This window comes from Thermoanaerobacterium thermosulfurigenes, from assembly GCF_051201035.1.
Lineage (GTDB): Bacteria > Bacillota > Thermoanaerobacteria > Thermoanaerobacterales > Thermoanaerobacteraceae > Thermoanaerobacterium > Thermoanaerobacterium thermosulfurigenes.
In genome coordinates, this window is sequence record NZ_JBPODR010000004.1 from 90,893 (window position 1) to 104,214 (window position 13,322).

The window sequence follows — 13,322 nt, forward strand, 5'->3', positions numbered from 1 at the left end:
TTTGATATTTACTCTACATATTCTTCATCGATATTTAACTTTATAAAAGGCTCTGTCGCCGCATTTTCTACTATTACATTTTTTAATTTCAACTTTTTAATATTGTTTAAGTAAAATCCATTTCTACACATTTCTTCTACAAAGCTAAGCATCTCAGGATAATCAGGCTTCGCATTCGAGTCAAAGTTTACATAAATATTCTCCATATCTACTCTTTCAATTTTTCTCTCAGGAAGCCCGTACATGTATCCTGCTGCAACCTGAGTATCAATGCATGTTATGTCTTTTAAATAAATATTGCCGACATACGGCGTCCTGTCATCTACAGGAAGCTTTTCCTTGCTCCACACGTATTCAGTATTGCCATCAGCATCGCAAAAATAAAAGCTATTTATTGTAAAAGGCGTCAAAACTCCTTCCATTCTAATATTGGAAGCGTGTATCTCATCGATGACTCCAGTCTTACCTCTGCCTCTTCTGGTCTTTATGCGTATGCCACGGTCAGTCTTTCTAAATATACAATTCTCTACATGGACATTTTTTACACCGCCTGACATCTCGCTTCCTATTACGACAGCACCGTGACCGTATTCCATAAGACAGTTTCTTATGATAAGATTTTCCGATGGCATAGGAAGCTTTTGGCTTACAGACAACTTTCCTGATTTTATGGCAATGCAGTCATCACCAACGGAAAATCTGGTGCCTACAATGAGAACATCTTTACATGACTCAGGATCGAGACCATCAGTATTTGGTGCATCTTTCGGATTTTCAATGTTCAAATTCACAAATTTAAGGTTTTGTGACATCAAAGGATGTATCGTCCACGACGGCGAATTCTTTATTGTGATGCCTTCTATCAATACGTTTTTGCACTTGTTTAAATAAACTGTTCTCGGTCTCCATGCGATTCTCTTAACCTTTGCGTCGTACCACCATGTATCAAAACTGGAATTGCCGTCTATAATACCATCGCCTATTACATTAACATTTTCCACAGAAATGCCAGTTATGAGGCTTGCAAACATATTATTTGTTTCGCCTTCCCAAGATCCCAAATAGCCATTTTTAAATTCTTGGCTATCTATCTCCCCTGGAAGGATAGGGTACATTTCCCTCTCTTTTGCTCCTAATAACACAGCACCTTTACCTAATTCTATAGTTATATTGCTTTTTAAAAAAATCGGGTATATCAAGTAAACACCTTCAGGAAAATACACCCTTCCTCCATCAGGACACGCCATTATGGCTGCTTGTATAGAAAAAGTATCAAGACGCTTTCCGTCACCAACAGCACCAAAGTCCTTTACATTAATATACGCTGTCTCTGGTTTTGTCTGTTGGAATACAGTTAATCTTTCTCCTGTTTTTTCATTCTTTAGTGTAATTTCATACTGTCCGCTCGGCTGTAAATTTTTTACCGTCCACACACTCCTATCGACATCGCCCATATAATCTGAATTAACGTACAACTGATACTTTTTCTCTAAATAATAAGGCTTTGAACTTTTCAATTCAAATGAAATTGTGGTAGATGTAGTTGATATTACTTTTAATTCTTCCAATCGAATCACTCTTTCTTTAAAGAATCATCCTTTTAATCCGCTTGTAGATATACCTTCAACAAAGTACTTTTGAGCCGAGAAAAATACTACGATTGAAGGTATAAGAGCTATAACCGACATTGCGATTATCTTGTTCCATTCAAAGTTGCCTGACGTAGCATCCATAGCCATCTTTAAAGCTATTGAGACAGGGTACTTGCTGACAGTCGAGATATAGATAAGAGGTCCCATGAAGTCATTCATAGACCACATAAATTGAAATATGGTTACAGACACAATGGCTGGCGTTATCACCGGCAGCAATATCCTCGTCAATATGGTAAATGAATTGCATCCGTCGATTTTGGCGGCTTCATCAAGCTCCTTTGGTATTCCCCTCATAAACTGTATAATCATGAACACGAAAAACGCTTCTGCTGCAAATATGTCATTGGCGTACAGCGGAATAAATGTATCCAGCAGATGCAATTGCTTCCAAAACAGATAAAGGGGTATCCTTAAAACGATCTGTGGCAAAAACATCGTTGAAATCAGTATCGCAAACAAAGGCTTTTTAAACGGAAAATCAAACCTCGAAAAACCATATGCTGTCAATACAGATGAAATTACTGTAAACACCACTTTAGGAATGACGTACTTAAAAGTATTCAAGTAGTACGTTGCAAATGTGTACTGAGTGCCTGTTATCCATCCTTTTATATACGGCGTAAAATCTATCCTTTTTGGTATGAAGCTTATTGACGAAAAGATTTCGCTGTTGGTCTTAAATGACGCTCCTACAAGCCAGACAATGGGGTACAGCATTATAATTGCGCCAATTGTCAGTATCGCATATCTCACAGCTAAGTTAACTTTCCTCCTAAACTCTCTCTTTCTATACCCCTTATCCATCCTAAGGTTTACATTGTTGAATGCTGTCTCATTGTTCATTATGACTCGCCTCCTCCTTCATCTGAATAAAACACCCAGTACTTCGACGATGAAAATACGAACATTGTAAATATCATTATTATTATGAAGAGGAACCATGATATAGCGCTGCCATATCCCATATTGAAGAACTTAAATGAATTGTCGTAAATCATCATTGGCAAAAGATACGTCTTATACAAAGGACCACCTTGCGTTATCATGTAAGGTCCGTTGAATTCTTGGAAAGCTTGTATTAGCTGCATTACCAAGTTGAAAAATATTATAGGTGTCAAAAGCGGTATGGTGACTTTAAAGAATGTTTTGATCTTGCCTGCACCGTCAACTGCAGCTGCCTCATAAAGCTCTTGCGGTATGTCTTTTAAACCTGCCAAGAAAATAACCATGGTAGAGCCAAATTCCCATACTCTTAAAGCGCTTATGGTGAATATTGCTCCTAAACCTGTGGAAAACCAACCTACTGGTTTTATGCCAAATACCCCCAAAACCTGATTTACAAGCCCTGTATTTGCAAATACAAACTTCCACAAAACAGCTATAGCAATATTTCCGCCGAGAATCGATGGGACATAATACGCTGTACGGTAAAAATTTATTCCTCTTAGCTTGTAATTCAAGATAAAAGCTATAAAAAGCGAGAATATAAGCTTTAGCGGTACTGTAATTACAACATACTCCAGTGTTGCAGTAAATGACGTCCAGAATGTGCTGTCATGAAACATATTGACGTAATTTTGAATACCAATAAATTGCGGTGCATTAATAATATTGTAATTTGTAAAACTCAATATTAAAGATGTCACAAACGGATATATGGTAAATATCAAAAGTCCAATAAGCCACGGCAGTATATATAAAAGCCCTATGCGCCTGTTTTCCATCAGAACCCTCCTATCAATACAAAGTGGATGCAATTAATTAAATGCGTGGAACTACAGTTTTCTCTCTGTAGTTCCACAAATTGACCACAGTGTTTTATTTTGTTATTTGACTTAGCACATTCTGAAGATTTGTATACATCTCTTTTGCGGCTTGATCAACCGTTTCTTGGTTGTATGAAATCTTGTCTATAGTCTGATCATATACTTGTTGAAGCTTTGGATCTTCCAGATATGGGCTTAATGGCAAACCTGGATTTGACTCCAATATCTGCAAACCTTCATACTCTAATCCTGATATTTTTCCGTCCTTTTTAAGTGTATCTACAGCGGATTTACTTACAGGTATTCCTCTGCTGGTACCCATTGCTTCTACGCCTTGTGGATCATTCAAGATGAAATTCAAGAATGTAGCTGCTTCTTTTGGATATTTGCAGTCTTTATTGATGGCAAAAAGCATTGATGGCTTTAATATAGCCGCTGATGTCTTAGCATCAGAATTCATAGGAAGTCCTGCTGTCACAAGTTCCATGTTGTTTTGCTTTATTGGAGTTGCTTCTTTTGATATTGCACTTGTCCATTCAAACAAGCCTGCAAATTTGCCATTTAAGAAGCTTGGAAGCTGTGCTATTGGTGCAAGCCCATTGCCGCCTTCTGCAGCTATTGACTGAATTGGAGTAGTAACTTTTTTGTCTAATAAAGTCTTGTAGAACGATAATGCTGTCTTTATATCGTCTTGAGTGAAATTAAGCTTGCCATCTGTTGTGAGGAATGGTTTTCCTGTCTCCTGCTCTGCGTAAGTCATAGATAAAAGCCAAGAATCATAAGAACCTGTTACGATTGGGTAACTGCCTTTCGGGAACTTTGAAGCATCATTAATAAGGTCATCCCATGTTTTAGGTATCGTTGCACCGTATTTGTCGTACATCGTCTTATTTACGTACAGCACTCTTCCAGTCATAGCTACTGGTATGCCATTCAGTTTACCGTTAACAGTTCCTGTAGCCAAAATATCTTTAGAATAATTGTCTAATCCCAGTTCGCTTGACAGCTTGTTTAAATCGTAAAAACCATTACCGTCTTTAGAAAATAGTGGCAACCAGTTCCAGTTTATCTGCATTATGTCTGCAGCAGTGCCACCTGCCATTTGTGTTGTCTGTTTGTCAAGGTATCCATCCCAACCAGCATATTCTGCTTGTATCTTTATATTTGGGTATTTCTGCTCAAAGAGCTTTATAGCATTTAATGTTGCCTGATGCCTTGTGTCATCGCCCCACCATGAAAATCTCAGCGTTACTTGTTTTGCTGGCTGACTTTCGGATGTCTTTGTACTGCTATTTGTATTTTTCTGGCTCGTTGAATTGTTTGATGAGCCACATCCTGTAAGTAATGTGGAAATACCTAGAGCTGCCGCAAGTGCTAATGCTACTAGTTTTTTCATAGATGATCCTCCTTAAAAATTTTTTTATTTTTGCATGTACAAAGATGTTGAATTTGACCTCCCTTTATCACCCCTTTCAAATGCATAATTTATTGTATTTTAATTATTTCACTGTATGCCATCATTAATGCTCCTACGCCTTTAGGATCGTCATAAACAACCTTTTCTGATATATAGTAGTCGTAACTTCCATCTCTGTATGGAGTATTGCCTAATCCCGCAACAGAACATATACCTCCAAGCATCAATTTCCCTTCATCTTCTACAAGGTATTTATTGACTGTACCTTCAAATGCCTTTACCCCATGCTCTTTATATTTTTGTGGCAAAAGATTTAATCTTACACCTTTAAGTATGCTGTATGAAATCATCAGCGTGGCAGATGTCTCCTGATAATTTCCTCTCTCATTTTTCTTATCTAAAACTTGGTACCACATGCCTTTTTCTTCATCTTGGTAAATTAAAAGTCCATCTATTGCTTCATTAAATATCTTAATAATGGCATCTTTTTCAGGCTTCATTCTCTCGTCCATCTCTTCCAGCACATCAACAAGGGCCATGACAAACCAGCCTTCAGCTCTTCCCCAAAAATTCGGGGATACACCAGTTTTTTTATCTGCCCAGGCTTCTTTTCTGCTTTCGTCGTACCCATGGTAGTAAAGCTTTTTTTGGGTGTCATACATATGCTTTCTCACATTAACAAACTGATTCACAATATCAGATAAGTCATTAATGTTGCCAAAATTTTTGATGTATTTAATGTAGAAAGGCATCACCATATACAATCCATCGAGCCATACTTGATATGGATATATATCTTTGTGCCAGAAATTTCCTTCGTTTGTCCTTGGTTGTGTCTTAACTTGAGTAAAAATCGTCTCTATGGCTTTCTTGTACTTATCATCACCTGTCATTTTATAAACATCAAATAGCACTTTGCCCGAATTTATATCGTCTAAATGATGATTTTCCATGTTGTAGCCTTTTATCTCTCCGTCTTTTTCTATAAATTCATCGAGGTATTTCAATACAAATGCTTTATACTTTTCATCATCTGTTGCACTGTACAGATCAAGTGCGCCTTTTAGTACACATCCATCTTCGTAATTCCACGATGGCTTGTAGCTTTTGTAATCTTTAATGTAGCCATCTATAAATTTCTCAACTTTGTTCAAAGCTTTCAATCCTCCAAATGATTTTTCAATTTCCAGCGACAATTTTCGATTAAAGCTTTTCATTTAAACTGCTTTGCACACGTTAACTGGATTTATGCAAAAATTATTTTATTGCCATTACAGAATCTCTTATCTTTAACTTTGTAGGTACGTATATCTTTTCTCCGCTGTTTTCGTCATTTTCAATCATGTTCATCAATATTTCTGCACCTTTTTGGCTAACATCTTTTATAGGCTTTCTCACTGTTGTAAGAGCAGGTATATAATACCTGCAAAATTCACTGTCATCAAAGCCCACTACTGAAATGTCATCAGGAACTTTAAGACCTTTTTCATATATAGCCTTTATAGCACCTACAGCCATGTCATCATTTGAACAAAATACGGCTGTCGGTTTTTTCTTTAGCTTCAAAAGCTTGTTCATGGCACTGTAGCCACTTTCTATGTCGTACTCCCCGCTTACGATGTAATCATTGTTTATCAAAATCTTGCTTTCAATAAGTGCCTTCAAAAATCCGTCTTTTCTATCCACAGTCGATTTGAAGCCTTCTTTGCCTTCAATTATGGCTATATCCCTATGTCCATTTTCAATCAGGTACTTCACTGCATTGTAAGCTCCCGTCTTTTCTTCACTTAGTATATTTACGACAGATTTTTCGTTGACTTCCCTATTTAGGACAACCAGTGGTATACCTTTTCTCATGACGTAGTACATAAATTCATTATCGCTTTCGCTTTGGCTTGTAAGTACGATTCCGTCAAAACGGTTTTTCTCGATAGACGAGTAGTCCTTGTACTCGTCTATCCCTCTTATGATGAGATTGTAATTTTTTTTGATTGCACTGTTTACACCCCTTACAGTCTCATAGAAGAAACTGGGAGATGTTCCTTTGAAGATTGTAGAAAAGAACAAACCGATATTATATGATTTATTGAGAACAAGACTTTTAGCGTTGTAATTAGGCACGTAATTAAGCTTTTTTGCGATTTCTTTTATCTTCTCTTTCGTCTCCTCTTTTATCTGCGGACTGTCGTTTAAAGCTCTGGAAACTGTAGTATGTGATACATTTGCAAGTTTTGCTATATCCTTTATTGTAACGCTCATCTCAAACACCTTCCACATTCATTATAGAAGACTATACTCCAAAATAATTGACTGCATTATTGTAGGATATGTCCTGAACTATCTTTCCTAATAAGTCTATATCGTAAGGCACCTCGCCTCTATCTACCCATTCGCCAATCAAATTGCACAGTATCCTTCTGAAGTATTCGTGCCTTGGATACGAAAGAAAACTCCTTGAATCTGTAACCATTCCAACAAATTTGCTTAAAAGCCCTACATTTGCCAGCGTCTTCATCTGCTCTCTCATTCCGTCGATGTTGTCATTGAACCACCATGCAGAGCCAAATTGCATTTTGCCTGGAATCCCTTCACCTTGGAAACACCCCATAATTGTAGCTAAAACATAGTTATCTTTGGGGTTTAGCGTGTACAATATAGTCTTCGGCAATGAGCCAGTTAAATCTAATGAATCTAAAAGCTTCGCCAGTTTTTGTGCTATATCTACATCATTTATTGCATCATATCCAGTATCAGGCCCTAACTTTCTAAACATCCTGGTATTTGTGTTTCTTAAAGCTGCAATGTGAAGCTGCATAGCCCATCCTAATTCCTTATACTTTCTTGCCAAAAACTGAAGAACACTTGTCTTGTATTGGTCAATTTCAAATTCAGAAAGTTCTTCGCCTTCTAAAGCTTTCTTGAATATTTCATCCACTTTGCCCTTTGTGCTTTCCTCATAAAACACAAAGTCAAGGGCGTGATCTGACAATCTGCAGCCTAAGCTGTCAAAGTACTCTATTCTTGAATTTAAGGCATCTAAGTAATCTTCGTAATCTTCAATAGTCTTCCCACTTACTTCTCCAAACTTTTTGACCCAATCTCTAAAATCGTCTCTTTCAATATTTATACCTTTGTCTGGTCTAAATGCAGGCAAAACCTTTACACCAAAGCTTTCATCATCCCTCAAAAGCTTGTGATACTCAAGGCTATCTGTAGGATCATCTGTTGTGCACAGTATCTTTACGTTTGACTTCTTAATGATGTTTCTGACGCTGAATTCGCTGCTACTTAATACTGAATTGACTTTTTCCCATATCATTGGAGCTGTTTTCTCATTTAGAAGCTCATTAACACCAAAGTACCTTTGAAGCTCCAAATGTGTCCAATGAAAAACAGGATTGCCAATAGCCATAGGCATAGTCTTTGCAAACTCTAAAAATTTGCTGTAATCATCAGCATCGCCTGTAATGTACTTCTCATCGACGCCATTGCTTCTCATAAGCCTCCACTTATAGTGATCACCATATAGCCAAACTTCCGTGATGTTTTTGAATTTCTTGTCTTCGTAAATATCTTTAGGATTCAAATGACAGTGAAAATCAAATATAGGCATCTTTGATGCATATTCATGAAATAGTTTAACAGCAACTTCGTTGTTTAACAGAAAATCGTCATCCATAAAATTCTTCATAAAATCAGCTCTCCCACGAAATTTTGTTCACGTTAACATTTGTTTAATTTAATTATATTACTGCCAACGGAGATTGTCAAGTTAATGTTAAAAATTTTTTTGCTTTAAATTACCCTGCTTTTAACAGGGTAATTTTATCCAGGTGAAGGCAAGCATATCACCTGTCCTACCACAAGGTTATTTGGATCTATATACGGGTTTAATTCAATAATCTTATCGACAGTAGTTCCTACGGTTTTTGCAACTTTATAAAGCGTATCACCAGGTGCTACTTCCCAATATATACCTGTTGGACATTCTGTCGTTTTGCCATAAGGTATTATTGGCGGCAAACATATTACTTGTCCTACCATCAATCTATTTGGATCTATTCCAGGGTTCACTCTTATAATGTCGTCTACAGGCCTATTGATTTTCTGAGATATGAGCCACAACGTATCCCCTGGCTCTACAGTGTAATACCTTCCCGATGGACAATATGGCATTGTAACACAACCTTTCATTTAATTTTTTACCATTATATTCACAAAAAAGCCCGTTGACATATTTTTTCAGAATACGCTGTGGTATAATATGTATAAGAATTGATACAATAAAAACGCTCACATAAATACAATCGAGGAGGTTTTTGTATGGGTCATATTAATATAGATGTGAAAAGAAGGTTTATGGGCAGGTTTAAGTACGATAACGATCTTTTGCAGGAGATAACGACTTTCATAACAAATGAGAATATAAGATCTGGCGAGATAAGGATTATAGGTGCAGTAAAAAAGGCCCGGTTCGGCTACTTTAACCAATCTACAAAGGAATACAAATTTATCGAGAAAAATGAGCACATGGAAATACTGAGTGCCATAGGAAATATATCCTTAAAAGATGGCAAGCCGTTTCCACACGTACATATAATTCTTGCTGACGAAAACGGAAATGCCTTTGGCGGTCATCTCATGGAAGGCACAAAAATATTTGCTGCTGAATTTGTCATCGTAGACTATGGCGAAAACAACTTAGAAAGAGTCGATGATGACTACACCGGATTATCTCTTTGGAATCTATGAAAAAAAGCTTAAAAGGTTTTTAACGCCTTTTAAGCTTTTACTTTATAAACTTTAGCATCGTGTGTCCGTATTTTATCACGTCTATATTTGTGTTATACACTATATGCCTAATAAGCGGCATGCCTAATATCTTAACCATCCTGTCATAATCGCTGTTACTGAATTTATCCAGTTTATCTCTGTAATCTGAAAGCATTTGTACCTTATCAGTTATAGTTTTGACCATTTTTTCATAGTCTTCGCCTGTTGCAATTGATCTTGCAGCGTAAATGCCGCTTTCTAAAGCGTGAAATGCTCCAAGCCCTAAAAGTGGATCTAAAAATCCAGCGGCATTTCCAACGAAATATACATTGTCGATTTTGTGCTCTTTAGCAATACCTGCGTTAAGTTCCAATTCATAGGTTTCCACCATCTCATAACTAAATTTCTCGGTTTTTAGAAAAAGCTGCCATAAACTGTCTATCTCGCCGTGCTGTGCATAGGTTGTTATAAGTCCTAAAGATGCTTTGGTTTTATCAAAGGGCATGATGTATCCGTACCCAGATCTTGCGTAATCAATGTTAAACCACATCTCTGCCGTATGTGGTTCAAAATTTCCTAAGATTGTGGCACCTTTTATCCACGTCGTAACAGTAGTCCTCCACTCTGTAAGATTCTCCAGTATCCCGGAATTTCCAGTAGCTACAACTACAAAGTCAAATTCTCTTGATAGCTCTTTGTAATCAGGGTCTGCATTAAAGTTTATCTTTGACTTTACTCCCATCGCCAACTGATTGTCAAGTGAATCCGCATCTTTGCTTCTTAAGACGAAATATCCATGATTTCCTTTTACTGCTGAAGTGTACATTGGAGAATGCATGATGATTTTTGTCATCTTCTCAACAGGCGTCAATGATATGCCATAAGTACGCCTAAAGTAATAGACAGGATCTTTAATCGGCCTATCTTCCATGTTTAAAAATGAACCGATGTTAGGCTGAATCGTCCCTATAGCATTTTTTCTCTCAAAAATCACACACGTTATTCCAAGCCTTTCAAGCTCATGAGCACATGCAAGTCCTGATATTCCCGCTCCTATTATGGCAACCTTCATAGCATAAAATTCCTTTCATGTAGTTTTTATCAACATCAAAACTTAAATAATTCATTGACGGCGTATCGTATTATGAATGAAGAATACTTTACTATGTTAAAATTTGTATCGTAAATAAGCTGCTTTATGAGTGGCGTTGTCAAAAACTTTATAAGCCTGTCTATCTTATCGTTATCTACAGTGTCAATGGCTTTCCTGAACTCTAAAAGCTTCAAATTTGCATTTGAAAGATACGCCATTTCATTTTCAAAGTTACAGCCTGTTGCAATGCTTTTTGCTGCTAATGCGCCACCTAAAATTGATGCAAATTGACCAAAACCCAAGAATGGCTCAATGGCGCCTCCTGCGTTTCCCACAAAGTACATGTTTTCATATGTATGTGGAAATGCATTGCCTGATATGTGTTCATAGTCGTACACGCTTACCACATCATAACTAATCTTCTCTATTTTTAAAAACATCTCCCAGTATTTGTCTATTTCTTCCTTTGTGATGTAAGGAACTATGAGTGCTAAAACTGCCCTTTTATCGTCAAAAGGTGCAAGGTATACATAACCGCTTTTGCAGTAGACTGTGTTCATCCACATTATAAGTGCATTTGGATCGAATTTACCGATTACCTCAGCTATTTTAAGCCTTGTATCAACCAGCGTCTGCCAACATCCTAATTCATTTGGTATCTGATGATTTCCAGTCGCTACAATGACATAATCATAAACTTCCTTTAGATTCTTGTAGTCTGCATGGACATTAAAGTTGACATTCGTCTTTAAATTCTTGTATAGCTGACTTTCTACAGACAATTCTCCTTGCCCTTTCAGCATAAAGTATCCCAGCCTTCTGCCTTTAATAGTGCGAGTGACATTTGGCCCGTGCATTACAATCTTGTCTATGTTGTTAAGCGGTGCAATAGCTACATCAAAGTTATTCTTTAAGTATTCCAAAGGATCGTTTATTGGCCTATTTATGACATTTAAAAGTCCTGCTACATGGTTAAAAGCATCGCCGACTTTCGATTTTCTCTCAAATATATCAGGCTTTATCCCATAAGATTCAAGCCTTATGGCTGCAGTTAAGCCTGCTGAACCTGCACCTATAATAGCTACTTTCATTTATTTTCCCTCGGCGTCGTATATACTATGCTGTTGGGCTCAGTCGGCTTTGACTTTAACGATTCTATGTTCTGCTGTATGATAGTGATAAATCGCATCTCATCATCCCTCATCTGGGTGAATATCTGCCTTACGTATGGATTAGTTATGCTTATGAGATTCTCGTTGTAAAACATTTGCTGATTTATTAGATCCTTCTCTATATCTTGCAAAGCGTCCATCATATCATAAGACATATTTTTCTTCACAAGGGAATCTATCCGCATCGTCTTTTCAGCAGCGACTATCTTGTCCACATGGTTTAAAGCAGTAATCTCTATCTGCTTTAATACTCCTTTAACTTGACTATCTGGTATGTTTTTGCCGTAATCTTTTGCCTTTTTGTGTATCACATTTTCGTAATTTTTAGCCTTTTTAAAGGTACTCGATATTATCTCCTGTGGGCTCATATTCTGCATTTTGCATCACCGTTATTAGATTTTCCATATTGCATCCCTTATATACATAAAAAGAGGCCTCACCACATATATGTGAAGCCTCAAAAAATATTTAATCATATATCCAATTGCTTTATGACATCTGCCATGACATTTGCCGAATGCCTAAACTTCTCCACTTCTTCGTCAGATAAAGGCAAGTCCAAAATCCTTGCGACACCATTCCTGCCTACGATAGACGGCAAGCTTAATGAAACATCTTTCACGCCGTACTGTCCATTTAATGGAGATGATACTGTGAGGATGGAATTTTCATCTCTTAAGATGCACTCAACAATCCTTCTCACTGCAACTGCGACAGCATAGTATGTAGCACCTTTTTTGTCTATTATCTTGTAAGCAGCGTTTACGACCTCATCTTCTACTTCTTTCCTAAAATTCGTATTGCAAACGCGACCACATATGCTGCAGTATTCATTAAATGATATTCCAGATATGTTTGTTATGCTCCATGCCGCAAACTCGCTATCTCCATGCTCACCGATTATCCTTCCGTGGACATTTCTTGGATCTATATTGCAGTGCTTACTTAATAGATACCTAAACCTCGAGCTATCAAGAACAGTGCCAGAACCGAAAACTCTACCCCATGGAAGTCCAGAAATCTTGTATGTAACGTACGTAAGTATATCTACAGGATTTGTCACAATCAAATATATAGCCTTGTCATTGTGCTTTAAAAGCTCAGGTATCATAGACTTAAATATAGCAGTATTTTTCTTCACCAGGTCAAGCCGCGTCTCTCCCGGTTTTTGAGCAGCACCTGCTGTCACAACTATTACATCTGCCCCTTCCACATCTTTGTAGTCGCCAGCATACACATTTACTGGTTGTATTAGCGGTATGCCGTGGCTTATGTCCAGTGCATCACCTATAGCCTTGTCCTTATTCAAATCTACCAATACGATATCTGTTACAGTCCCACTTAATGCCAACGTAAATGCCGATGTTGCACCGACGAAACCAGATCCTATTATCGCTACCTTACTCATGAAATCGCCTCCTAAATAATATGTATTTTCTCTTAATA

The 13,322-nt window shown here is 37.3% G+C and carries 13 protein-coding genes; 1 reads left to right on the forward strand and 12 read right to left on the reverse strand.

Annotated elements, in window-relative coordinates; translation table 11 throughout:
• Positions 1 to 8 precede the first annotated feature (8 nt).
• The 8 genes from HNR52_RS02400 to HNR52_RS02435 form a co-directional block, all read right to left on the reverse strand.
• The gene (locus HNR52_RS02400; protein ID WP_435619599.1) at positions 9 to 1,568 is read right to left on the reverse strand and encodes a glycoside hydrolase family 28 protein; all 1,560 of its coding nucleotides are present in this window, start codon (positions 1,566 to 1,568) and stop codon (positions 9 to 11) included.
• Between the two features lie 24 nt (positions 1,569 to 1,592).
• A complete protein-coding gene (locus HNR52_RS02405; protein ID WP_435619600.1) occupies positions 1,593 to 2,498 on the reverse strand; it encodes a carbohydrate ABC transporter permease in 906 nt (301 codons plus the stop codon).
• Complete coding sequence (locus tag HNR52_RS02410) at positions 2,498 to 3,379, reverse strand: carbohydrate ABC transporter permease (RefSeq protein ID WP_435619601.1); 882 nt, start codon at positions 3,377 to 3,379, stop codon at positions 2,498 to 2,500. Before HNR52_RS02410 ends, HNR52_RS02405 begins: the two co-directional genes overlap by 1 nt.
• 94 nt (positions 3,380 to 3,473) lie before the next feature.
• Positions 3,474 to 4,817 (reverse strand): ABC transporter substrate-binding protein, encoded by a 1,344-nt coding sequence (locus HNR52_RS02415; RefSeq protein WP_013788796.1) that lies wholly within the window; start codon positions 4,815 to 4,817, stop codon positions 3,474 to 3,476.
• Between the two features lie 89 nt (positions 4,818 to 4,906).
• Positions 4,907 to 6,055, reverse strand: a complete 1,149-nt coding sequence (locus tag HNR52_RS02420) for a glycoside hydrolase family 88/105 protein (RefSeq protein WP_435619602.1) — start codon at positions 6,053 to 6,055, stop codon at positions 4,907 to 4,909.
• Positions 6,056 to 6,095: 40 nt separating this feature from the next.
• Positions 6,096 to 7,097, reverse strand: a complete 1,002-nt coding sequence (locus tag HNR52_RS02425) for a LacI family DNA-binding transcriptional regulator (protein ID WP_435619603.1) — start codon at positions 7,095 to 7,097, stop codon at positions 6,096 to 6,098.
• Between the two features lie 31 nt (positions 7,098 to 7,128).
• Positions 7,129 to 8,529 carry a glucuronate isomerase gene (gene uxaC, locus HNR52_RS02430; RefSeq protein WP_435619604.1) on the reverse strand — a complete coding sequence of 467 codons (1,401 nt, stop codon included), beginning with the start codon at positions 8,527 to 8,529 and terminating at the stop codon, positions 7,129 to 7,131.
• Between the two features lie 134 nt (positions 8,530 to 8,663).
• Positions 8,664 to 9,032: a LysM peptidoglycan-binding domain-containing protein gene (locus tag HNR52_RS02435; protein ID WP_435619605.1), complete on the reverse strand. Its 369-nt coding sequence runs from the start codon at positions 9,030 to 9,032 to the stop codon at positions 8,664 to 8,666.
• A gap of 129 nt (positions 9,033 to 9,161) precedes the next feature.
• Here HNR52_RS02435 and HNR52_RS02440 point away from each other — a divergent pair, with 129 nt between their 5' ends.
• Positions 9,162 to 9,590 carry a PPC domain-containing DNA-binding protein gene (locus HNR52_RS02440; protein ID WP_013788801.1) on the forward strand — a complete coding sequence of 143 codons (429 nt, stop codon included), beginning with the start codon at positions 9,162 to 9,164 and terminating at the stop codon, positions 9,588 to 9,590.
• A 37-nt stretch (positions 9,591 to 9,627) separates the two neighbouring features.
• Here HNR52_RS02440 and HNR52_RS02445 read toward each other — a convergent pair whose 3' ends face one another.
• From HNR52_RS02445 to HNR52_RS02460, 4 genes are all read right to left on the reverse strand, one after another.
• On the reverse strand, positions 9,628 to 10,683 hold the full coding sequence (locus tag HNR52_RS02445; protein ID WP_013788802.1) for an NAD(P)/FAD-dependent oxidoreductase: 1,056 nt from the start codon (positions 10,681 to 10,683) through the stop codon (positions 9,628 to 9,630).
• 35 nt (positions 10,684 to 10,718) lie between these two features.
• Entirely contained in the window at positions 10,719 to 11,795 is a 1,077-nt protein-coding gene (locus tag HNR52_RS02450) for an FAD-dependent oxidoreductase (protein WP_435619606.1), read from the reverse strand.
• Entirely contained in the window at positions 11,792 to 12,253 is a 462-nt protein-coding gene (locus HNR52_RS02455; RefSeq protein WP_013788804.1) for a hypothetical protein, read from the reverse strand. The genes HNR52_RS02450 and HNR52_RS02455 overlap by 4 nt, the downstream gene beginning before the upstream one ends.
• Positions 12,254 to 12,348: 95 nt before the next feature.
• On the reverse strand, positions 12,349 to 13,284 hold the full coding sequence (locus HNR52_RS02460; RefSeq protein WP_435619607.1) for an L-lactate dehydrogenase: 936 nt from the start codon (positions 13,282 to 13,284) through the stop codon (positions 12,349 to 12,351).
• Positions 13,285 to 13,322: the final 38 nt, after the last annotated feature.

Excerpts from the sequence above, each read along its gene's own strand:
- HNR52_RS02405 (WP_435619600.1), bottom strand. The coding sequence starts at position 2,498 with ATGAACAATGAGACAGCATTCAACAATGTAAACCTTAGGATGGATAAG.
- HNR52_RS02410 (WP_435619601.1), bottom strand. The coding sequence starts at position 3,379 with ATGGAAAACAGGCGCATAGGGCTTTTATATATACTGCCGTGGCTTATT.
- HNR52_RS02415 (WP_013788796.1), bottom strand. The coding sequence starts at position 4,817 with ATGAAAAAACTAGTAGCATTAGCACTTGCGGCAGCTCTAGGTATTTCC.
- HNR52_RS02420 (WP_435619602.1), bottom strand. The coding sequence starts at position 6,055 with ATGAAAAGCTTTAATCGAAAATTGTCGCTGGAAATTGAAAAATCATTT.
- HNR52_RS02425 (WP_435619603.1), bottom strand. The coding sequence starts at position 7,097 with ATGAGCGTTACAATAAAGGATATAGCAAAACTTGCAAATGTATCACAT.
- uxaC (WP_435619604.1), bottom strand. The coding sequence starts at position 8,529 with ATGAAGAATTTTATGGATGACGATTTTCTGTTAAACAACGAAGTTGCT.
- HNR52_RS02435 (WP_435619605.1), bottom strand. The coding sequence starts at position 9,032 with ATGAAAGGTTGTGTTACAATGCCATATTGTCCATCGGGAAGGTATTAC.
- HNR52_RS02440 (WP_013788801.1), top strand. The coding sequence starts at position 9,162 with ATGGGTCATATTAATATAGATGTGAAAAGAAGGTTTATGGGCAGGTTT.
- HNR52_RS02445 (WP_013788802.1), bottom strand. The coding sequence starts at position 10,683 with ATGAAGGTTGCCATAATAGGAGCGGGAATATCAGGACTTGCATGTGCT.
- HNR52_RS02450 (WP_435619606.1), bottom strand. The coding sequence starts at position 11,795 with ATGAAAGTAGCTATTATAGGTGCAGGTTCAGCAGGCTTAACTGCAGCC.
- HNR52_RS02455 (WP_013788804.1), bottom strand. The coding sequence starts at position 12,253 with ATGCAGAATATGAGCCCACAGGAGATAATATCGAGTACCTTTAAAAAG.
- HNR52_RS02460 (WP_435619607.1), bottom strand. The coding sequence starts at position 13,284 with ATGAGTAAGGTAGCGATAATAGGATCTGGTTTCGTCGGTGCAACATCG.